This is a genomic window from Neorhizobium tunisiense (assembly GCF_039631515.1).
Lineage (GTDB): Bacteria > Pseudomonadota > Alphaproteobacteria > Rhizobiales > Rhizobiaceae > Neorhizobium.
Window position 1 is genome coordinate 290,293 of the sequence record NZ_JBDIUU010000002.1, and the last position, 21,813, is coordinate 312,105.

A 21,813-nucleotide genomic window follows, 5' to 3' on the forward strand; every position below is an offset into this window, starting at 1 on the left:
GAGAAGGTGGCCCGAAGGGTCGGATGAGGGGGCAACCCACCCGCCAAACCAACAATTCGAACCCAAGGAGAAACACCCCATGAGCACAGGCTTTTTCGGAGACATCCAGAAGATCAAATACGAAGGCCCGGATAGCACCAATCCGCTTGCCTTCCGCCACTACAATCCCGATGAGATCGTCGCCGGCAAGCGCATGGAGGATCATCTCCGCTTTGCCGTCGCTTATTGGCACACGTTCACCTGGCCGGGCGGCGACCCGTTCGGCGGCCAAACCTTCCAGCGTCCGTGGTTCTCCGACACGATGGAAGCGGCCAAGATGAAGGCCGATGTCGCCTTCGAATTTTTCTCGCTGCTCGGTTCGCCGTTCTACTGCTTCCACGATGCCGACGTGCGCCCGGAAGGCAATAATTTCGCCGAGAACACCAAGAACCTCAACGAGATCGTCGGCTATTTCGAAAAGAAGCAGGCCGAGACGGGCGTGAAGCTTCTCTGGGGCACGGCAAACCTGTTCTCGAACCGCCGCTACATGTCGGGTGCCGCGACCAACCCGGATCCGGACGTCTTCGCGTTTGCCGCGGCGACCGTGAAGACCTGCCTCGACGCGACCAAGCGCCTCGGCGGTTCCAACTACGTGCTCTGGGGTGGCCGCGAAGGTTACGAGACGCTGCTCAACACCGATCTCTCGCGCGAGCTCGACCAGATGGGCCGCTTCCTCAATCTCGTGGTCGAATACAAGTACAAGATCGGCTTCGAAGGCACGATCCTGATCGAGCCGAAGCCGCAGGAGCCGACCAAGCACCAGTACGACTACGATGTCTCGACCGTCTATGCCTTCCTGCAGAAGAATGGGCTTGAGAAAGAGGTTAAGGTCAATATCGAGCAGGGCCATGCGATCCTTGCCGGCCATTCCTTCGAACACGAGATCGCCATGGCCAACGCCTTCGGCATTTTCGGTTCGATCGACATGAACCGCAACGACATGCAGTCCGGCTGGGATACCGACCAGTTCCCCAACAACGTGCCGGAAATGGCGCTCGCCTATTACCACGTACTCGCCGGTGGCGGCTTCCAGAACGGCGGCACCAATTTCGACGCGAAACTGCGCCGCCAGTCGCTCGATCCCGAGGATCTGCTGATCGGCCATATCGGCGGCATGGATTGCTGCGCCCGCGGCATCAAGGCGGCGGCGAAGATGCTCGACGACGGTGCGCTGAAGGCCCCGCTCGATGCCCGTTATGCCAAGTGGGACAGCCCCGAATACCAGAAGATGCTGCGCGGCGAGTACAAGCTCGACGACATCGCCTCCTGGGTCGAAAAGCAGGACATCAACCCGGAACCGAAGTCGGGTCGCCAGGAATACCTGGAAAACGTGGTCAATCGCTACGTCTGATGCTTTGCGTTTGATGGGCTCGCGCTGCCCCTCACCCTCTCCCCGCCTGCGGGGAGAGGGTACGTGCCGAAAGCGGCATTGGAGAGAGAACGGTTACGGTGCGGCATATCCCTTCTCCCCGTAGGCGGGGAGAAGGGTCCGCAGGACGCAGCCGGATGAGGGGAGGACGCCGCTGTCGGAGATGGACATCGGCGTCCCACACTAGAACTTTATCTTTGGTCCGGTTATCTCCTCCGCCGAGGGAGCGGCAACGGGGGCGGTGCGGCTTTCATAATACGATTTGGCATAACTCCGGTGGTCGCTCAGCCAACTGATGAGTTCGTCCGCCGCGGGTGAATCATTATTGCGGCCGTCGTGGGTCGCGTAACGCACCCCCAGGAAAGGTGGGCAGAATTCGGAAAGCGGGCGCTGGCGCAGCTTATTTCCGGTGCCGACGCCAAATGTCATGGGATCCGCGAGAATTGGAAACAGAGGCCGAGACATGAAGGGCGGCAGCCAGTTCGCGTTGTTCTCATCCTGCCAGAGATTGGCCTGAAAACCGAAATCGATTACCCTGCAGCCCGGATCGGCGTGGTCGGACCACAGGAACGCGACGCCCTTGTGCATCATTGGAAGCGAGACCTCCTGGACAGCCCTGGGTTCGCCATATCGCTCCACAAGTGTGGCCTTGACGGTTGCCGCATTGGTACTGCCCTGCGGCAGACGCAGAATTCGCCAGATCCCGAGAACTCGTCCAGGAGATGCCGGCGGCTCGTCGAAGATAGCAATAAGTTCGTTGTTCGCGGACGAAGCATAGATCCGGCCGGATGTATAAGGTAGAAGATCGCCGCTTATTGAACCGAGCTGCCTCTTGCGGTCGGCAGTCAGCACCTTGCTGACCGACATATGTTCGCGAATGAGTTTATCCGCGTCGTCAAACGACATGCCCAGGCGAATCTTGAGCAGATCAAGTCCCCTCAGCTTGGAGTCAGCGATAGTAATCTTGTCGAGCGGGGGCCTCGACATGGCTGCAAGCACAAGTTCCGAAACCACTGTGCCTGTGCCGAGATCGACGAGCCGGGCTGCCACGGCGGATGCCTTGTAGATGAGGACTTGCGTTGAAGGTGCCGCATCGTCATCCAGGCGGACGATGTTCAAACCTTGCAATTTGTCGAACTCGGCCGCAGTTTTTAATGCAGTTCCCCAGATGCTTTCCGGCAAAACGGGGGAAACGGCGACGCCGGTAGGCTTGACGTCGATCTCGATCGCAAGCTTGCCCTGCATCCGCCGGTGAGCGGCATCGAGTTGGGGCAGACGATCGATTTCGATAAAATCTTGGCTCTGAAGCGGCAGCTTCATCGCAATCCGCGCATCCCGCATCGAGGTGCAATACGGATCAGCGGCACAGTTGTTGCCCCGCTCGGAGGAACCGCCTTGGCTGCGGTGGAAGAGCTGTGGCTCAGGCAGTTGCCACGCTGTGTTCAGAAATTCGCATATCTTGGCGGCTGCAATATCCTTCTCGCTTTGCTCCTTCCTGGACTTGTTCCCAGAGTTGGAGAGAGACGAACGGCAGGAGTTGTCATAGGGATGCCGGCCTCGGCTTTCGAACGGTGCAAACTTGCCATCAGCTGTTTCGGACAAGGGCAAAGAGATCGTCAAGGTTGCCGGAAGCGCCGCCGCACGTGCCTCCGACCAGGCGCGAAACTCCGCAAGACGATCCGTATATTCCTTCGCCTCGGGCCACTTGGTGATATCGCGGAAGAAACTCCCCCAGAGAGGAGGTTTTTTGGCGCTGGATGCCTCATAGGCGAAGCGTGTGATCATCATTCTCTGGACGATCTGGTTGTCTACCGTCGCAGGCTGATAGCGCAACTGCAGCAGATCCATCATTTCAGCGCCGTAGGGAGCACCGGCCGGGGGTGGCGCGATATTGGCGACCGTTGCCCGAGCCGGAAGCGCCGCTTCGATCTGTCCGCGTAAGGCCGCGACTGTGGCAAAGGTGTCCGGTGCAAAGCTGGCGATCCCCCGGTTGTCGCTCGCCCATCGATAGGAAAGACCGCGCAGCGAAGCGCTGATAATGACGGCGCCCTTTTCGAAACGCACTTCGTTCACCAGCAGGTTCCAGCGAACATTCACGCTATCCCGGCGGCCTGAGGAGTTGTAACCGACCAGCCCGCGGGCGGCGGCGGCTTCTATACCCATGGCAACCGGTTCAAGACTGACAATCCGGTCAAGCTCGAGCGAAATCGGGATCGGCTGCCTGGCAACAATGAATTCTCTGAACCCCGCATCCCGGGAATCTCGCCAGGGCCGCAGAAACGAGAGCTGGCGATAGAGGGGTAAATCCCGGGCGGAAAGAGTGACGGCTGAAAGCGGCGCTTCGCCTCCATTCTGCGGGCTGTTCTCCAGCTTGTTGAAATATATCCCTCTGCCTTCCTCGAAGAACGGGCTGATCGTTTCATCGATCGTGACGTTGATCGGAACGACGGTCGACTCTTGTCGAAGCGCGGCTCGCAGCCGATCCCGATTGAGAGCGGTGATGACCTCGGCTTGGCGTCCACGCATCGTCTCGATCGGCAAAGGCGATTGAGGCGGAAGATTGCCGGCCAGGATAGTCGGCATGTAGCGGCTGAAGTATTGTGTTGCAGCACCGTCGAACGCCGGTCGATCGAGGTTTGGTTCGAGGATTGGACCGATGAGCGACGCCATCAGCTCGCCTGTCCATGATGCGCTTTGTTCATCAGGTGCGGCAGTTGGGAGGGTGCTATCGATAGCCCACGTGTGAATCAGGCGGCCATCGACCGGGTCGTATGCAGCAACCGCCGTGACCTGACCCCTTAGAGGGCCACGCCCCTGAAGGCGTGGTTCGACCGTCATCGCAGCCCTGAGCAGAACCTTTGCCACCCCGGCATCACGGAGCAGGCGTGCCTCTCTTTCCGGCATGGGAAGGAAATCGACATTTTCAACCGCGGCATGCTCTGCGCTGAGGTCAGTGAAATTCGGAAAATTTTGTCTATCGAAATCGAAGCCACCAAGGCCGCTCAAACTCAAACAAGATGGCGGGCGTTTTTGCTGGAGCAGCGCTACGGTTCCAGCCTCCAGAATGGGAGGCCGTGCGTTCTGGGAGGTGAGAATTGGAAAACCTTGGCGGTCAAAGTCGTATTGGCCGAGCGTATATTGCGCTTCGATGGAAATGGAAAATCGGCGCGATCGCGTCGGCAATGAGGCAATGACCTGGCGCGCAAGGGTGGCAGACTGCGCAAGGTAATCACGGCGACCGAACTCGTCGCCGCGTTGGACTTGGTAGAGTTCGCGGCACTGGGCCTCTGTTCCCGTGGCGCGTATGTAGGCAATCCCGGTTGCCTCTGCCTGCTCAAGATAGGCATCGGCGTCGGACATCAACGCCATGTGCACAAAATCGGCGGGACCGGGTAAAATGCTGGGTTTCGCGAATTCCCCACTGCCTCCCGCGCCTGTCGGGCTGCTTATGTTTTTGATGCCGGAAACAGCGCCGGCAAATCGGGAACGCTGATTGACGGCGTTCTTGAGGATGCAGACATTGCCTCTTTGATTATATGTAAATCCACGGCATTGTGCGTCAGCGGCACAGATCTGTTGGCAGGACTGGGATCCGATGCCGACCAGAGACGGATCGGTGAGACCTGAACGATAGTCGCCGTAAGGAAGGTCGAAACCTTCGAGAAGCGTGAACGTATTCGATCGCGCGATTGCCGGAGCCTGCGTAAACTCACCGGTGTTCGCACCAAGTATCGACAACCGCTCCCGGTAAGCGTCCTCAATGCAGGCAGTATCAGATTTGCAACGGTTGCGGCGGGGGAGCCATTCGGCCTGCGCTCCGGCATCCGTGATGCCGGAAGCCACCGCCGTCGTGTAGATATTCATCAGTCTGCGATCGAGCTCGGCGAGAAGCTGCGACGAACAGATTGCCTGCTCGGTCGCTTGGCGGGCTGCACGGCAATCAAAGCTCGGCCTCGGGTTTCCGACGTCACGCGATGCCGTTGCAGAAGAACCCGACGGCTGGGCAACGCGAAGCGCAGAGCGAAGCCTGTCATCTGCTAGACCGGTCGGCGGAAGGCCATTGTCACGCTGGAAATCTGCGATCGCCTGCCGGGTACGTGGACCCGTTTCGCCATCGGCGGTTCCAACCGGGTAGCCGAGCGCATTCAATCGTCGCTGTATTTCAGCGACCGCAGGCGATCGAACGTCTTTATCCTGCTGCGAGGAGTCGCGAGGCTCGTGAGAAGGTCGGTTGTCCCGGCCGGGTCCTTGTGCAGCACCCCCGAACAGCTCAACCCCAAGTCGGATCAGGTCCTGCCCATTCACCTGCGCATGCAGGGGGGTGACGTTGATGGCCCACAGCAGAACAATTGTCAGAAAATCCCTGGTTCTCATGAGCAAATTTAACGTAGATCAACTTGCTGCGAAACTTCACCTAATGGTTTAGCCTTTGCAGTGGCCGGAACCGCCGCATTCTTACGATTAGTGCCAAACGCCAACCGGAAGCTGATTTGCACGAACCTGCCTCAACGTTCCCGCTTGGTTTACGGCAAATCTGCTTTACGTACCTCAGAATCTGGGCTAGCGTTCTCATAGGGAGGAGCTTGGGTGCAGATTATCATATACAGGCGTGCTGTCGGTAACGCAGCGGTCCGCTGTCGGGCTGTACGTTGCCCTATGGTCATGGGTGCTGGGCGATGAGTTCTGTGGAGGCGAGCCCGACCGTGCCGCTCTTCGAAGCGACCGGCCTTTCCAAGACATTCGGCATTGTCGAGGTCCTCAAGGACATCAATCTCAACGTCCGCGCCGGCGAGGTTCACGCGATCATCGGCGAGAACGGCGCCGGCAAGTCGACCTTGATGAAGATCATTGCCGGCAATCAGCCGCCGACCCGCGGCGAGATGAGAATAGACGGCGAGACCGTCACATTTTCCGGACCGGTCGATGCGGAACATCGCGGCATCGTGCTGGTGCACCAGGAAATCCTGCTGGCGCCGGATCTGACCGTCGCCCAGAACATCTATCTCGGCCGCGAGTTGCACAAGGGCGTCTTTATCGACGACCGCAGGATGAACGAAGGTGCCGCCAAGGCGGTGCGCGGTCTCGGCAGCGACATCGACCCCGACACCATCGTCAGCCGTCTATCGATCGCCCAGCGCCAGTTGGTACAGATCGCCCGCGTGCTGTTGGTGCCGCACCGCATCGTCATCTTCGACGAGCCGACCGCGTCGCTGACGCCGCACGAGACCGACGCGCTGCTGAAGGTCATCCGGCAGATCCGCGCCAAGGGTGTCGGCGTGCTGTACATTTCCCACCGCCTGCCGGAGGTGAAGGAGATTGCCGACCGGGTGACGGTGCTGCGCGACGGAAAACTTGTCGCCAGCCATGAGACGAGCGAGATCCAGCCCGCCGACATGGCGCGGCTGATGGTCGGCCGCGACGTCGCGAAGCTCTATCCGGACCGTCATGCCGCGCAGGCGCGCGAGACGGTGCTGGAGGTCGAGCATCTCAACGTTCCCGGTTATGCGCAGGATGCTTCGTTCCAGTTGAAAAAGGGGGAAATCCTCGGTTTTGCCGGCCTCGTCGGCGCCGGCCGCACCGAGCTGATGGAGGGCATGGTCGGCCTTCGTCCCAGCCGCGGCACGGTCCGCCATCTCGGCAAGCCGGTCAATTTCAGGGATGTGCATGCAAGCCTCAAGGCCGGCATCGTCTACCTTTCCGAAGATCGGAAGGGCAAGGGCCTGCTGCTCACCAAGGACCTGATCGTCAACCTGACGCTCGCCTCGCTCGGCAAGTTCATCGGTGCGCTGCAGATCGACCGCAAGCGCGAAAGTGCAGCACTCGACAAGGCGATCCGCGATTTCGACATCCGGACCGGCCGAAAGGATATCCTCGCGGGCCAGCTTTCCGGCGGCAACCAGCAGAAACTGCTGCTCGCCAAGATGATGCTGCTCGATCCGTCGATCGTCATCATCGACGAGCCGACGCGCGGTATCGATATCGGCAACAAGGAACAGATCTACAAATTCATCGCCAAGCTGGCCGAAGAGGGGCGTTCGATTATCGTCGTCTCCTCCGAAATGCCGGAACTGATCGGCATCTGCGACCGCATCCTCGTCATGCGCTCCGGCCGGATCGTCGGCGAGGTGACGGGGGACCATATGAACGAAAACGAAATCGTCGTGCTTGCCACAGGCGTCAACAAAGAGGAGGCCGCGTGATGGCGAATGTCGCGACCGAAACGGCCAAGGCGCCGAAGACCTCCAAGGACTGGGACATGGCGGCGATCGCGCCGTTCATCGCGCTCGCGCTGCTCCTGGTGCTCGGCTATTTCGCCAATCCGAACTTCATGACGACCGCCAATCTGCTCAACGTCGTGACGCGCAGTTCCTTCATCGCCGTCATCGCGCTCGGCGCAACCTATGTGATCACGGCGGGCGGACTCGACCTTTCGGTCGGCGCAATGCTCGCCTTTGTCGCCAGCCTGATGATCCTGTTCCTGAATTCGGGAACGATCGCCGATCCGTCCATGGCGCTGGTGGCCGGCATGGCGCTGGCGATTGCGATCGGCGCGGTCTGCGGGCTCGCCAACGGCCTGATCACCACGATCGGCCGGATCGAACCTTTCATCGCCACGCTCGGCACGATGGGCATCTATCGCGGCCTCACCACCTGGCTCAGCCAGGGCGGCGCCATCACTGTGCGCGACCGCGATATTCTGGCGCTCTACCGGCCGGTCTATTCCGGCTCGTTCGTCAGCGTGCCGATCCCGATCATCATCATCTTCGTCACCGCCGCCATCGCCGCCTTCGTGCTTTACCGCACCCGCTACGGAAGGCATGTGACCGCGGTCGGGTCCAACGAGGATGTGGCCCGTTATTCCGGCATTTCGATCAACCGCGTGCGCACCGTAACCTATGTCATCCAGGGGCTCTGCGTCGCAGTTGCGGTGCTGCTCTACGTGCCGCGCCTTGGCTCGACGTCCGCCACGACCGGCAGCTTCTGGGAACTGCAGGCGATTACCGCCGTCGTCGTCGGCGGCACCGCGCTCCGGGGAGGGGTCGGGCGCATCTGGGGCACGATCTGCGGCGCCTTCATTCTGGAAATCGTCGGCAACATCATGCTGTTGTCCAACTTCGTCAGCGAATACCTCATCGGCGCCATCCAGGGGGCGATCATCATCATCGCCATGCTGGTTCAAAGGTCGCTGATGCGGAAGTGAGGAGATTGACCGGGCTGATGGGTCGCGTCCGGTCTTCAAATATTAAAGACCCTGATATTGTGGGAGAGAGAAACAATGCGCAGACAAATTTTGGGACTGGCCGTGGCGTCGCTGGCGCTTCTCGCCGGCACCGCCCCGACCACCGCCTGGGCCCAGGACAAGAAGGTGACGATCGGCGTTTCCATTCCGGCTGCCGACCATGGCTGGACCGCCGGCGTCGTGTTCCATGCCGAACGCGTCGCCAAGCTCCTGATGAAGGAACATCCGGGCCTAAACGTCATCGTCAAGACCTCGCCGGATGCGGCAAGCCAGGCGAACGCCGTGCAGGATCTCGCGGTCCAGGGCCTGGACGCGCTCGTCATCCTGCCGTCCGATCCGGATCCGCTCGTCAACGCCATCCAGCAGGTCAAGGACAAGGGCACGTTCGTGGCGCTCGTCGACCGCGCACCTTCCGTCAACGACAGCACCATCCGTGACCTCTATGTCGCCGGCAACAACCCGGCGCTCGGCCAGGTCGCCGGCGAATATATCAAGAAGACCACGCCGGACGCCCAGGTCGTCGTCATCCGCGGCCTGCCGATCCCGATCGACCAGCAGCGCCAGGACGGTTTCGACAAGGGCATTGCCGGCTCCAAGGTGAAGGTCCTCGATCGCCAGTTCGGCAACTGGAGCCGCGACGACGCGTTCAAGGTCATGCAGGATTACCTGACCAAGTACCCGAAGATCGATGTGGTCTGGTGCCAGGACGACGACATGGCCGTCGGCGTTCTCGAAGCCATCGCCCAGGCCAAGCGCACTGACATCAAGTATATCGTTGCCGGCGCCGGTTCCAAGGACATGATCAAGAAGGTCATGGACGGCGACAAGATGGTTCCGGTCGACGTTCTCTATCCGCCGGCAATGGTGGCGACCGCCATGGAACTCACCGCCGGCAATTTCTACGACAAGGTCCCGGTCAGCGGCACCTACATCCTCGACGCCACGCTGGTGACGAAGGACAATGCCAAGAACTTCTACTTCCCGGATTCGCCGTTCTGATAATCAACACGGCCGCGCCCGCCTTTATTTTTGGCGGGCACGGCCACAACCTCACCCTCATTCCTGTGTCTGTCACAGGAATCCAGCCACGGCGCGTCTGCGCCGTGAAAAGGCTCTCCCGCGCCCAAGGACTTGGGCGCACTGGATTCCCGTGACAAGCACAGGAATGAGGGAGGAGGAGAAATCCAGGCACGCCATGTTCGAAGAGGAAACATCATGAAAACGATCAAGGGCCCGGCCATCTTTCTCGGCCAGTTCGCGGGCGACGCGGCACCGTTCAATACGTGGGACGGGATCACCAAATGGGCGGCCGACAAGGGTTATCTCGGCGTGCAGGTGCCGACCTGGGCCGGCCAGCTCATCGATTTGAAGAAAGCTGCCTCCTCCAAGGATTACTGTGACGAATTCGCCGGCGTGGCGCGCCAGAACGGCGTCGAGGTGACCGAGCTTTCGACGCATCTCCAGGGCCAACTCGTCGCCGTGCACCCGGCCTATGACGAGGGGTTCGATGGTTTTGCCGCACCCGAGGTGCGCGGCAATCCGAAGGCACGCCAGGCCTGGGCAGTCGAGCAGGTGAAAATGGCGATCACGGCCTCGAAGCACCTCGGCATCAAGGCGCATGCGACCTTTTCCGGCGCGCTCGCCTGGCCCTACATGTATCCGTGGCCGCAGCGGCCGGCCGGTCTCGTCGAGACCGCTTTCGACGAGATCGCCAAGCGCTGGACGCCGATCCTCGACCATGCCGATTCCTGCGGCGTCGACGTATGTTACGAGATCCATCCCGGCGAAGATCTGCATGACGGCGTCACCTTCGAGATGTTCCTGGAACGGGTGAAGAACCATCCGCGCGCCAACATGCTCTACGACCCGTCGCACTATGTGCTGCAGTGCCTCGACTATCTCGACAACATCGACATCTACAAGGACCGGATCAAGATGTTCCACGTCAAGGACGCGGAATTCAATCCGACCGGCCGGCAGGGCGTCTATGGCGGCTACCAGGGCTGGGTCGGCCGCGCCGGCCGCTTCCGCTCGCCCGGCGACGGCCAGGTCGATTTCGGTTCGATCTTCTCGAAGATGGCCGCCAACGATTTCGACGGCTGGGCCGTGGTCGAATGGGAATGCGCGCTGAAGAATTCCGAGGACGGGGCCCGCGAGGGAGCCGAATTCGTCAAGGCGCATATCATCCGCGTTACCGACAAGGCGTTCGACGATTTTGCGAGTGGCGGCACGGACGAAGCGGCGAACCGGCGGATGCTGGGATTGTGAGCTCTTCTCCCCGGCGGGGAGAAGATGCCCGATAGGGCAGATGAGGGGAAGGAGCAAAGCGACGCCTTGAGAGGTACGTGAAAGGCAGAATCTTCCGCGAAGCCCCCCTCATCCGGCTGCCGCTACTTTCTCCCCGCTGGGGAGAAGAGACTCGTGGGAACGCCGGCTATTCAAGTTCGTCGAGGAGATAAATCATGGCAATCCAATGCAGACAAGAAGGAGCACGTGAGCTTCACGTGGCGGCGGTGCTTTGAAACTTTCAAGCCCCCATGAGAGCTTCAAGATCGCCCCTTTCCAGCGCGGGGAGCTTGGCCTCGATCTTGTCGATCGGCCAGTCCCACCAGGCAAGACCGAGAAGCTCGGTGACGATCTCGTCGGGAAAACGCATGCGGATGAGGCCGGCTGGATTGCCGCCGACGACGGCATAGGGCGGTACGTCACGCGTGACCACCGAGGCTGCGGCGATGATCGCGCCGTGGCCGATGGTGACCCCCGGCATGATCGCGGCGTTGTGGCCGATCCAGACGTCATGTCCGACGATCGTGTCCCTGACCGGCAAGTCCTTGTAGCCGAACGTCTCCGGCTTGAAGATGCGGAACGGGTAGGTGGTAAAACCCGTCATCGGGTGATTGGCGGAACTGGTGATGAAATAGCTGCCCCTGGCGATTTGCACGAACTTGCCGATCACCAACCGCTCCCGGCTGCCGTGAAAGAGATAGGGTGCGAGGATGCCGGCGGTTTCTTCGGGCTCTCCGGAATGGGTGTAATAGCTGAAGTCGCCGATCTCCATGCGTGGATGGTCGACGACGTTTTTCAGGTAAACCGTATCGCGGTAAAGGCTGCCGTCGGGAAGGGTGATGGGATGCGTGGCTGTCGCGTCGAGAAGGGGCATGACCTGACCTTTTCCATGGATTTACAAGAGGCGCGCCTATCGTTGGACGGGCGGCCGTTCGAAATACGTGGAGCCTCAGCGGAGGCGGGTCTTGCTGTTCACGGTCGGGGTATCCTTTTGTCTCGCAGCGGAAACCTAGCCTGATCGCGGGATGAAATCCAGCACAGGGTTTGCAGAAATCGAATTCGAATAAGGGAGAAACAGCATGGCAATCGAAGGCAAGGACGAACAGGCGCGGGAGCCGCGCATCCGGCTCGGCATGGTCGGTGGCGGGGCCGGGGCGTTCATCGGGGCGGTGCATCGCATGGCGGCGAGACTGGACGACCAGTTCGACCTGGTCGCCGGCGCGCTCTCGTCGACGCCGGAAAAGGCGATCGCCTCGGGCCGCGATCTCGGGCTTGATCCGTCGCGCACCTACGGTTCCTATAAGGAGATGGCGATCCGCGAGGCGCGGCTGAAGGATGGCATCGAGGCTGTGTCGATCGTCACGCCGAACCATGTGCACTACGAGGCGGCCAAGGAGTTTCTGAAGCGCGGCATCCATGTCATCTGCGACAAGCCGCTGACCTCCAATCTCGCCGACGCGAAGAAGCTGAAGAAGCTGGCCGACGAGAGCGATGCGCTGTTTATCCTCACCCACAATTACACCGGTTACCCGATGGTGCGACAGGCCCGCGAAATGATCGCCAACGGCGATCTCGGAAAGATCCGCGTCGTTCAGGTCGAATATCCGCAGGACTGGCTGACCGAGGCCGTCGAGCAGACGGGTGCCAAGCAGGCCGTCTGGCGCACCGATCCGGCCCAGTCGGGTGCCGGCGGTTCGACCGGCGATATCGGCACGCATGCCTATAACCTCGCCGCCTTCATCACCGGGCTCACGCTCGAAAGCCTGGCGGCGGATCTCGACAGTTTTGTCGAAGGCCGTCGCCTCGACGACAACGCGCATGTGATGCTGCGTTATGAAGGCGGCGCCAAGGGCATGCTGTGGTGCAGCCAGGTGGCTCCGGGGCATGAGAATGGCCTGAAGATCCGTGTCTACGGAACCAAGGGCGGCATCGAATGGGTGCAGGCCGATCCGAACTACCTGTGGTTCACGCCGTTTGGCGAACCGAAGCGCCTGATCACCCGCAACGGCGCCGGCGCCGGTGCCGCGGCTGGACGCGTCAGCCGCATTCCCTCCGGCCATCCGGAAGGTTATCTGGAAGCGTTCGCGACCATCTACACGGAAGCTGCCCGCGCCATCAACGCCGCCAAGAAGGGTGTCGCGATCGACAAGGCGGTGATCTACCCGACCGTCGACGACGGCGTGAAGGGGGTTGCGTTCGTGGAGGCGTGCGTCGCGTCTTCGAAGAAGAACGGGGCGTGGGTGAAGGTGTAAGAGAACTCCCACCAAGGGAGAGGTAGTTTGTGGTGAGCAAGGCATCCTTAACCCTCCCCCTTGTGGGGGTCCGGAGGACGGGACGGGCAAGCGACCCGTCCCCGGTTGGTGGCCGGCAGGCGGGAGGGGGTTCTGCGGAAACGTACCCTGTCGTAGCAGACCCCTCCCCAACCCTCCCCACAAGGCGGAGGGAGCAGGCCGTCGCCCTGCAACGTTTCAGAATTCTCATCTGTACAATCACGCCCCGCTTGGTTAAACCGCCGCGAAAGATGGTCCGGCTGACCTCGCGCAACCAGATATGGCGGCATCCCCATGACCGATCCCAAGATGAGCAATCCCCAGCCTCGCAATTATAAAACGCCCGATCCCAAAAAATTCGCATCGAGCTTTCCCGGTGATTTCCTCTGGGGCGTTGCGACGGCCTCCTATCAGATCGAAGGCTCGACCAAGGCGGATGGTCGCAAGCCCTCCATCTGGGATGCGTTTTCCAACATGCCGGGTCGGGTCTATCAAGGGCACAACGGCGATGTCGCCTGCGATCACTACAATCGCTGGGAAGAGGACCTCGATCTCATCCAGGGGATGGGCGTCGAGGCCTACCGGTTCTCGATCGCCTGGCCGCGGATCATTCCGGACGGTACCGGGCGGATCAACGAGAAGGGGCTGGATTTCTACGATCGCCTGATCGACGGCTGCAAGGCGCGCGGCATCAAGACCTATGCGACGCTCTATCATTGGGACCTGCCGCTTTCGCTGATGGGCGAGGGCGGCTGGGCGGCGCGGTCGACGGCCTATGCCTTCCAGCGTTACGCCAAGGTGGTGATGGCGCGGCTCGGCGACCGGCTCGACGCGGTTGCCACCTTCAACGAGCCCTGGTGCATCGTCTGGCTCAGCCACCTCTACGGCATCCATGCGCCGGGCGAGAAGAACATGCAGGCGGCGCTCGCTGCCATGCACCACGTCAACCTCGCCCACGGCCTCGGCGTCGAGGCGATCCGGCATGTGACGCCGAATGTGCCGGTCGGCACCGTCATCAACGCTGCGTCGATCATTCCCGGCTCGGACAGCCCGGCCGATCTTGCCGCCGCCGAGCGCGCCCACCAGTTCCATAACGGCGCCTTCTTCGATCCGGTCTTCAAGGGCGAATATCCGCAGCAATTCCTGGAAGCCTTGGGCGATCGCATGCCGGTCGTCGAAGACGGCGACCTCAAGATTATCAGCCAGAAGCTCGACTGGTGGGGCCTCAACTATTACAAACCGGACCGCGTCCATGACGAGCCCACACGCACCGGCGATTTCCCCTGGACGGTCGAGGCCAAGCCCGCCAGCGACGTCAAGACCGATATCGGCTGGGAAGTCTATGCGCCGGGGTTGAAGCTGCTGGTCGAGGATCTCTACCGCCGCTACGAGCTGCCGGACTGCTACATCACCGAGAACGGCGCCTGCTACAACATGGAGGTCGAGAACGGCGAGGTGGATGATCAGCAGCGTCTGGACTATTATGTCGAGCACCTTTCGGTGGTCGCCGACCTGATCAGGCAAGGTTATCCGATGAAGGGTTATTTCGCCTGGAGCCTGATGGACAATTTCGAATGGGCCGAGGGTTACCGCATGCGGTTCGGCCTCGTGCACGTGAACTACGAGACCCAGGAACGAACGATCAAGAAGAGCGGCAAGTGGTATCGCGAGCTCGCCTCGTTATTTCCGAAGGGCAACCATAAACAGGCGTGATTTCGCCGGGATGATTTCGCAGCTGGGAGAAGTTTTTTTCTGCTTGCGGAAATAATTGAAAAATCATCCCTGTCAAACGCAGGCGCGTCCGGGCATTTATGCGGCATCGAAAGAGGCCGCTCCGGCCTTATTGTCCTCTCGGAAAACAGACCAAGATGCTCCGGAAAGTCGCCTGTCATCGAATGTGCCGCTCCGTCCGATAACTGGGCCGCGATGAAATACACGGCGTTCCGTCGCCGGGATGATCCGACTTGAATCTGAGAGCTGAAATGACAATCCTTCATACTGCGGTCCAAACCGCGCCGCCTCCCTTGGCCGCCGCCACATCCATGGTGACGTTCGAAGCGGTGACCAAGCGTTTTGGCGATGCCGACGACCAGAACCAGTTCATCGCTCTTGACGGTGTGGACCTTTCCGTGGCGCGGGGCGCCATCACCGGCATTATCGGCCGTTCCGGCGCCGGCAAGTCGACGCTGATCCGGCTCGTCAACGGGCTGGAAAAGGCGACGTCCGGCCGCGTGGTGGTCGATGGCGTCGAGGTGGGTGGCCTCTCCGAAGCCGGGCTCCGTGATCTGCGCCGCCAGGTCGGTATGATCTTCCAGCACTTCAACCTGCTTTCCTCGCGTACTGCGTTCGACAACGTCGCGCTGCCGCTGGAGATCGCCGGCCTTTCCCCCACGGCGATCCGTGACAAGGTCGCGCCGCTGATCGATCTGGTCGGCCTTGGGGACAAGTCGGACCGTTATCCGGCAGAACTTTCCGGCGGCCAGAAGCAGCGCATCGGTATTGCCCGGGCGCTCGCCACCTCGCCGAAACTGCTGCTCTCGGACGAGGCGACCTCGGCGCTCGACCCGGAAACCACGCAGTCGATCCTGGCCCTCCTGAAGCGCATCAATGCCGAACTCGGTCTTACCGTGCTCCTGATCACCCACGAGATGGAGGTGGTGAAGACCATAGCCTCCGATGTTGCGGTGATCGACCGCGGCAGGATCGTCGAGGCGGGCCGCACGTTCGACGTGTTCACCGGCGCCAAGCACGAGACGACCCGTTCGCTTCTGTCGGCAGCGCTCGGCACCAACCTGCCGGAATGGATACGCTCGAACCTGAAGCCGCAGCCGTCTGCTGGCGACCGCGTGCTGGTCCGGCTGATCTTCTTCGGGTCGACCGCCTTCCAGCCGCTGACCGCCCGGCTGGTCACCGAACTCGGCGCCGAAGTCAACATCCTGGCCGGCACGATCGAGGAGATCGCCGGTGAGCCCTATGGTTCGCTGGTGGTCGCCTATCCGGCCGATCCCGCTGTCACGGAGCGCGCCGAGCGTTTCTATGCCGCAACCGGCCTTTCCACGGAGGTGCTCGGTTATGTCGCTTGACATGCTTTTCAGCCTGCTCTCGAAGGCGCTGTGGCAGACCCTGCAGATGGTCGTCGCCGCCGGCCTGATCGGCTCCCTGATCGGCCTGCCGATTGGCGTGTTTCTGGCCACCAGCGGCAAGGGGGAGCTTTTCCCCGCTCCAATCTCGAACCGTATCATCGGTGCGATCGTCAATGCGGCGCGCTCGACGCCGTTCATCATCCTGGTCGTGGCGATCATCCCGTTCACGCGTCTCGTCACCGGCACCTCGATCGGCACCTATGCGGCGATCGTGCCGCTGACGGTCGCGACCATTCCCTTCGTCGCACGGCTTGCGGAAGCGGCGATCCGCGAGGTGGACAAGGGCCTGATCGAGGCCGCCCGCGCCATGGGTGCGACGCCGCTGCAGATCGTCTTCAAGGTCCTGCTCGCGGAGGCCAAGCCCGGCCTGACGCTGGCGCTGACGCTCACCCTCGTCAGCCTCATCGGTTATTCGGCCATGGTCGGCGCGGTCGGCGGCGGGGGCCTGGGCGATCTCGGCATCCGCTACGGTTACCAGCGCTTCATGCCCGACGTGATGCTGGCTGTCGTCGTGGTGCTGATCGTGCTCGTCCAGGCGATCCAGAGCGCCGGCGATGCGCTCGCCCGCCGCTTCGACAAGCGCAACCGCAAGACCTGAAACTCAATCCCGGAAAACCAGCCTCCCAAGACTGGCGCATGTAAGAATGATAACCCAAGGAGACACCCTATGAAGAAGCTCATCATCGCGGCGGCACTCGCCGCCTTCGCCGCCGCCCCGGCGCTTGCCGAAGACATCAAGATCGGCGTCACCCCCGGCCCGCATGCGCAGATCATGGAAAAGGTCAAGGAAGTCGCGGCCACCAAGGGCCTCAACATCCAGATCCTCGAATTCTCAGACTATGTGGTGCCGAACCAGGCGCTGGCGGATGGCGAGCTCAACGCCAATTCCTTCCAGCACCAGCCCTATCTCGACAACCAGGTCAGGGATCGCAAGTTCGACATCGTCAGCGTCGCGCAGACCGTCAACTTCCCCATGGGCGTCTATTCCAAGAAGGTGAAGAGCCTCGCCGACCTGAAACAGGGTGCCACGATCGCCATCCCGAATGATCCGACCAATGGCGGTCGCGCGCTGCTCATCCTCGCCGACCAGGGCCTCATCAAGGTCAATGCCGCCAAGGGCCTGAAGATCGGTCCGGCCGATGTTACCGAAAACGCCAAGAAGATCGAATTCGCCGAACTTGACGCCGCCCAGCTGCCGCGCTCGCTCGACGATGTCGATGCCTCGGTCATCAACACCAACTACGCGTTGGAAGCCGGCCTCAACCCGAAGACCGATCCGATCGCCAGGGAAGGCGAAAAGGCCCCTTACATCAACGTCATCGCCGTCAAGGCGAAAGACAAGGATGCCGCCTGGGTCAAGACCCTCGTCGAGGCCTATCACAGCGCTCCGGTAAAGGATTTCGTCAACACCCAGTTCAAGGGCGCCGTCATCGCCGCCTGGTAGTATAAGATTTCGAAAATTCTTGGTGGGCCGGCTCTCAACTGTGAGGACCGGCCCATTTCTTTTAACGCTATCTGAAGGAATACCCGCGAAAGATGTAGGGCTTCATGAGGTCTTCGATGCGGCTTCTCCCGTCTCGCTTTCGCCGCCCCGCAACACTTGGCCGTCGCTCCGCCGTGACGTCGATGCTGCTTGCCTTCGCGGTGGTCGTGGTGCTGGTGACGATCTTCATCCTGACCGCGCTCGACCGCATCACCGACTACGCCAATCGCCTTGACGACGGGCGCTCGCGGGAGACCACCTCGGGCGCGGTCCAGACGTTCGAAGAGCAGCTGCATGCGACGCTCAACGACTACGCCGCCTGGGACGATGCCGCCCAGTTCGTCTATGCGGATGATCAGGCCTGGATCGTCAGCAACTATGGCGACATGACCGCCAACAGTGATCTCTTCGACGTCGCGATCGTCATGGATATGAACCAGGACGTGCTGATGGCCTATCAGGACGGGGCGCCGGTCAGCTGGGCTCCGCGTGATTATTTTGACTCCTCGCTCTGGACGCTGTTCGACAAGGCGAGTTCCGCCGGCGCGGAAAGCGTGCCGGAAGCCGCCGCTTTCGTGCAGACGCAAAAAGGGGTGGCGGCCGTCGGCGTGGCGCTGATCCGGCAGAAATCGGGGCAGCTCGATCAGCCGGTCTCGAACCGCCGCTTCCTGATCTTTGCCCGGCATCTGGACGAGGCCAAGGTCCAGAAGCTCTCCGAGACCTACGTCATCGACGGACTTCGTTTCGCGAATGCCTCCGATACCGTTGCCAACATGGTGGAGATCCAGAACATCCACGGCAAGGTGCTGCAGCGGCTCGTCTGGCATTCGCGTAAGCCCGGCGACATGGGTTATGCCCAGGTCCGGCCGCTCGTCTATTGCGCGCTCGCCATGGTCGGCCTGTTCTTCCTCCTCCTCTTCGTCAGCGGCAGCAATACGCTCAACCGGCTGACCGCGGACGAGGCGGCGGCGCGGCATCTCGCCATGAGCGACCGGCTGAGCGGGCTGCTCAACCGCGCCGGCTTTTTTGCGGCACTCGACGCGCTGATCCTCCAAAGCCGCCGCAACAACGAGGACGTAGCGCTGCTCTATCTTGATCTCGATGGCTTCAAGGAGGTCAACGACGCCTATGGCCATGGTACCGGTGACAAGCTGATCCGCGGCGTCGCGGCCGGGCTCAAGACGCTGGTCGGCGATACGGCGATCCTAGCCCGCGTCGGCGGCGATGAGTTCGCCATTGCGCTCGCGAGCACGGATATCGGAAGGGTGGTGGATACGCTGAGTGACCGTATTCTCGGTTTCTTCGACGAGCCTTTCGTAATCGGCGAAAGGGTAGCGACCATCGGCACCTGCATCGGCGTCGCCGTCTCGCCGCGCGGCAAGGTCGCCGGCGAGGAACTGGTGCGGCGTTCCGACATGGCCATGTATCACGCCAAGGAAACCGGCCGTGGGCGGACCGAATATTATCGGCCGGAAATGGATGCCGAGCGCGAAGAGCGCAACATGCTGGAGATCGACCTCAGGATCGCGATCGAGCGCCGCGAGGTCAATGTCGTCTACCAGCCGGTCGTCGATGCCAGGACATGGCGCATCATCGGCGTCGAGGCGCTGGCGCGCTGGCACCGCGCCGGTTACGGCCCCGTGTCCCCCGACGTCTTCATCCCGATCGCCGAATCGACCGGCCTCATCGACCAGCTCGGCCTGTTCGTGCTACACCGGGCGTGCGAGACGCTGACGCTGTGGCCTGAGCTCAAGCTCGCGGTCAACATCTCTCCCGGCCAGTTCCGCGATCCGGCATTTGCCCTGCATGTCGCTTCGGTGTTCCGCAAGACCGGCGCCGATCCTTCCCGCATCACGCTCGAGATGACCGAGGGTTATTTCATCCAGAGCCCGGAACGCGCCCGGGCCGCTCTCGCCAAGCTGAAACAGCTCGGCGTCAATATCGCGCTCGACGATTTCGGCGCCGGCTTTTCGAGCGTCGGATATCTGCGCCAGTTCGGTTTCGACCGAATGAAGATCGACAAGTCGCTGGTGCATGCGCTGGAGGAAGGCGGCCGCGCCGTCGACCTTTTGCAGGCGACCGTGGCGCTCGCCCGCTCGCTGGAAATCCCGGTCACCGCCGAGGGCGTCGAAACCGAGGCACAGGCTTTGCAACTGAGGCTTACCGGCTGCGACGAGCTGCAGGGCTATCTGTTCGGCAGGCCGATGTCATCGCAGGAGATCGACATCATCTACCGCGGCAACCGCCTGCCGGGCGGGATGAGCGGGGCGGCGTAACTCCTTACGTTTCCCGAGGATCCACCCTCCCGGAGAACCCCTCGGACCCCATGTGTGCGTGGCATACGCCGAACCGTCTCCCGCCGACAGGTCTCATACCGCGCCCCTCACTACGCATACGTCACGTATGCCAATTGACATACGTGACGTATATCGACATATGAGCGCATACGAGGCGTATGTCAGAGCGTCCGTATGACGAAGCCAAGGCCGGATACCTAAGAGCCGAAGCCATCCCAATGGCATCACGATAATGCGGAACCCGGCCTTTCAAAAAGGAATGAAGCAATGAGCCCACGCGAGGCGATTTTCCCTGCCGGCCGGCACGCGCTCTACGAGAAGCACCGCTATTCGGCCGCTATCCGTTCGGGAGACCTTCTGTTCGTTTCCGGCCAGGTCGGCAGCCGGTCGGACGGATCACCGGAACCCGATTTCGAACGCCAGGTGCAACTGGCCTTCGACAACCTGACGGCCGTGCTGAAGGCGGCCGGCTGCACGTTTCAGGACGTTGTTGACGTCACGAGCTTTCATACCGATCCGCAGGCTCAATTCGAAACCGTCATGGCCGTGCGGGAAAAGGTGATCGGCGAGCCGCCCTATCCGACTTGGACGGCGGTCGGTGTCAACTGGCTCGCCGGTTTCGATTTCGAAATCAAGGTGATCGCCCGGATACCGCAGGCGGCTTGAAGCAGCGACGATCCGCTCGCGCCAGGCCGTCTGGCGCGGGCGAACCTCAGCCGCCGATATGCCTCACGCCGCGCTTTTTGGCGAGCGCGATCTGGAGCTGGCGCTGGCGGTAGCGATCGCGGTCTTCCTCGGTGCGGGTCGGGTAGCAGGTGGAGCAGGAGACGCCTTCCTCGTAATGGGGCGAGGTCACCTCTTCGGCGGTGATCGGGCTGCGGCAGGCGTGACAGAGCTTGTGGTTGCCTTCCTTCAGGCCATGCTCCACCGAGACACGTTCGTCGAAGACGAAACAGGCGCCCTCCCAGAGGCTTTCCTCTTGCGGCACCTCTTCAAGATATTTGAGGATGCCACCCTTGAGGTGGAAGACCTCGTCAAAACCCTGTTCCTTCATGAAGGCGGTCGCCTTCTCGCAGCGGATGCCGCCGGTGCAGTACATGGCGATCTTCGGCTTGTTGTGCAGGCCGGGATTGTTCTTCACCCAGTCCGGAAACTCGCGGAATGTCTTGGTCTGCGGATCGACGGCGCCCTTGAAGATGCCGATCGCCGTCTCGTAGTCGTTGCGGGTGTCGATGACGATGGTTTCCGGATCGGAGATCAGCGCGTTCCAGTCCTTCGGCTCGACATAGGTGCCGACAATGCGCTTGGGGTCGATATCCTCGACGCCCATGGTGACGATTTCCTTCTTCGGCCGCACCTTCATGCGCAGGAAGGGCATTTTCGAAGCTCGGCTTTCCTTGTGCTCGAGGCCTGCGAATTCCGGCTGGGCGCGCAGATAGGCGAGAAGGCCGGCGATTGCCGCGTCGGAGCCGGCAACCGTGCCGTTGATGCCCTCCCGGGCGATCAGCAGCGTGCCCTTGATGCCGTTTTCGTCGCAGAAGGCCTGCAGCGGCTCGCGAAAGCTCTCAAAGCGGTCGAAACGCGCGAAATGATAGAGCGCGGCGACGAGCCAGGCACTCGTCGCTTCCGGGCGGGCCTCCGGGCGGGTTTGAAGGATGTTTTCGGTCATGGCGCTGAAATACAGCG

Annotated in this window: 15 protein-coding genes; 12 read left to right on the forward strand and 3 right to left on the reverse strand. The window is 61.5% G+C overall.

What is annotated here, in order from left to right:
* Positions 1-79 precede the first annotated feature (79 nt).
* Entirely contained in the window at positions 80-1,390 is a 1,311-nt protein-coding gene (gene xylA, locus ABCW43_RS10465; protein ID WP_345923922.1) for a xylose isomerase, read from the forward strand.
* Positions 1,391-1,591: 201 nt separating this feature from the next.
* On the opposite strand, the gene ABCW43_RS10470 is transcribed toward xylA, so the two are convergent.
* Positions 1,592-5,782, reverse strand: a complete 4,191-nt coding sequence (locus ABCW43_RS10470) for a peptidoglycan-binding protein (protein WP_345923924.1) — start codon at positions 5,780-5,782, stop codon at positions 1,592-1,594.
* A 302-nt stretch (positions 5,783-6,084) separates the two neighbouring features.
* Here ABCW43_RS10470 and ABCW43_RS10475 point away from each other — a divergent pair, with 302 nt between their 5' ends.
* The 4 genes from ABCW43_RS10475 to ABCW43_RS10490 all read left to right on the forward strand — a co-directional run bounded on the left by ABCW43_RS10475 (position 6,085) and on the right by ABCW43_RS10490 (position 10,916).
* Complete coding sequence (locus ABCW43_RS10475; RefSeq protein WP_345923926.1) at positions 6,085-7,608, forward strand: sugar ABC transporter ATP-binding protein; 1,524 nt, start codon at positions 6,085-6,087, stop codon at positions 7,606-7,608.
* Positions 7,608-8,609 (forward strand): ABC transporter permease, encoded by a 1,002-nt coding sequence (locus ABCW43_RS10480; RefSeq protein WP_345923928.1) that lies wholly within the window; start codon positions 7,608-7,610, stop codon positions 8,607-8,609. The genes ABCW43_RS10475 and ABCW43_RS10480 overlap by 1 nt, the downstream gene beginning before the upstream one ends.
* Positions 8,610-8,684: 75 nt before the next feature.
* Entirely contained in the window at positions 8,685-9,647 is a 963-nt protein-coding gene (locus ABCW43_RS10485) for a substrate-binding domain-containing protein (RefSeq protein WP_345923930.1), read from the forward strand.
* A 216-nt stretch (positions 9,648-9,863) separates the two neighbouring features.
* Positions 9,864-10,916: a sugar phosphate isomerase/epimerase family protein gene (locus ABCW43_RS10490; protein ID WP_345923932.1), complete on the forward strand. Its 1,053-nt coding sequence runs from the start codon at positions 9,864-9,866 to the stop codon at positions 10,914-10,916.
* Positions 10,917-11,175: 259 nt separating this feature from the next.
* Here ABCW43_RS10490 and ABCW43_RS10495 read toward each other — a convergent pair whose 3' ends face one another.
* A complete protein-coding gene (locus tag ABCW43_RS10495) occupies positions 11,176-11,808 on the reverse strand; it encodes a CatB-related O-acetyltransferase (protein WP_345923933.1) in 633 nt (210 codons plus the stop codon).
* Between the two features lie 205 nt (positions 11,809-12,013).
* Here ABCW43_RS10495 and ABCW43_RS10500 point away from each other — a divergent pair, with 205 nt between their 5' ends.
* The 7 genes from ABCW43_RS10500 to ABCW43_RS10530 all read left to right on the forward strand — a co-directional run bounded on the left by ABCW43_RS10500 (position 12,014) and on the right by ABCW43_RS10530 (position 20,793).
* Positions 12,014-13,186 carry a Gfo/Idh/MocA family protein gene (locus tag ABCW43_RS10500; protein WP_345923935.1) on the forward strand — a complete coding sequence of 391 codons (1,173 nt, stop codon included), beginning with the start codon at positions 12,014-12,016 and terminating at the stop codon, positions 13,184-13,186.
* Between the two features lie 312 nt (positions 13,187-13,498).
* Entirely contained in the window at positions 13,499-14,917 is a 1,419-nt protein-coding gene (locus tag ABCW43_RS10505; protein WP_345923937.1) for a GH1 family beta-glucosidase, read from the forward strand.
* Positions 14,918-15,246: 329 nt separating this feature from the next.
* The gene (locus tag ABCW43_RS10510; RefSeq protein ID WP_345925411.1) at positions 15,247-16,287 is read left to right on the forward strand and encodes a methionine ABC transporter ATP-binding protein; all 1,041 of its coding nucleotides are present in this window, start codon (positions 15,247-15,249) and stop codon (positions 16,285-16,287) included.
* Positions 16,277-16,945: a methionine ABC transporter permease gene (locus tag ABCW43_RS10515; RefSeq protein WP_345923939.1), complete on the forward strand. Its 669-nt coding sequence runs from the start codon at positions 16,277-16,279 to the stop codon at positions 16,943-16,945. The genes ABCW43_RS10510 and ABCW43_RS10515 overlap by 11 nt, the downstream gene beginning before the upstream one ends.
* 69 nt (positions 16,946-17,014) lie before the next feature.
* Complete coding sequence (locus ABCW43_RS10520; protein WP_345923941.1) at positions 17,015-17,791, forward strand: MetQ/NlpA family ABC transporter substrate-binding protein; 777 nt, start codon at positions 17,015-17,017, stop codon at positions 17,789-17,791.
* A 116-nt stretch (positions 17,792-17,907) separates the two neighbouring features.
* Positions 17,908-20,106 (forward strand): bifunctional diguanylate cyclase/phosphodiesterase, encoded by a 2,199-nt coding sequence (locus tag ABCW43_RS10525; protein WP_345923943.1) that lies wholly within the window; start codon positions 17,908-17,910, stop codon positions 20,104-20,106.
* A 288-nt stretch (positions 20,107-20,394) separates the two neighbouring features.
* The gene (locus ABCW43_RS10530; protein WP_345923945.1) at positions 20,395-20,793 is read left to right on the forward strand and encodes a RidA family protein; all 399 of its coding nucleotides are present in this window, start codon (positions 20,395-20,397) and stop codon (positions 20,791-20,793) included.
* A 46-nt stretch (positions 20,794-20,839) separates the two neighbouring features.
* On the opposite strand, the gene trhO is transcribed toward ABCW43_RS10530, so the two are convergent.
* Positions 20,840-21,796, reverse strand: coding sequence for an oxygen-dependent tRNA uridine(34) hydroxylase TrhO (trhO, locus tag ABCW43_RS10535; protein WP_345923947.1), 957 nt, complete (start codon positions 21,794-21,796; stop codon positions 20,840-20,842).
* Between the last annotated feature and the right edge of the window lie 17 nt (positions 21,797-21,813).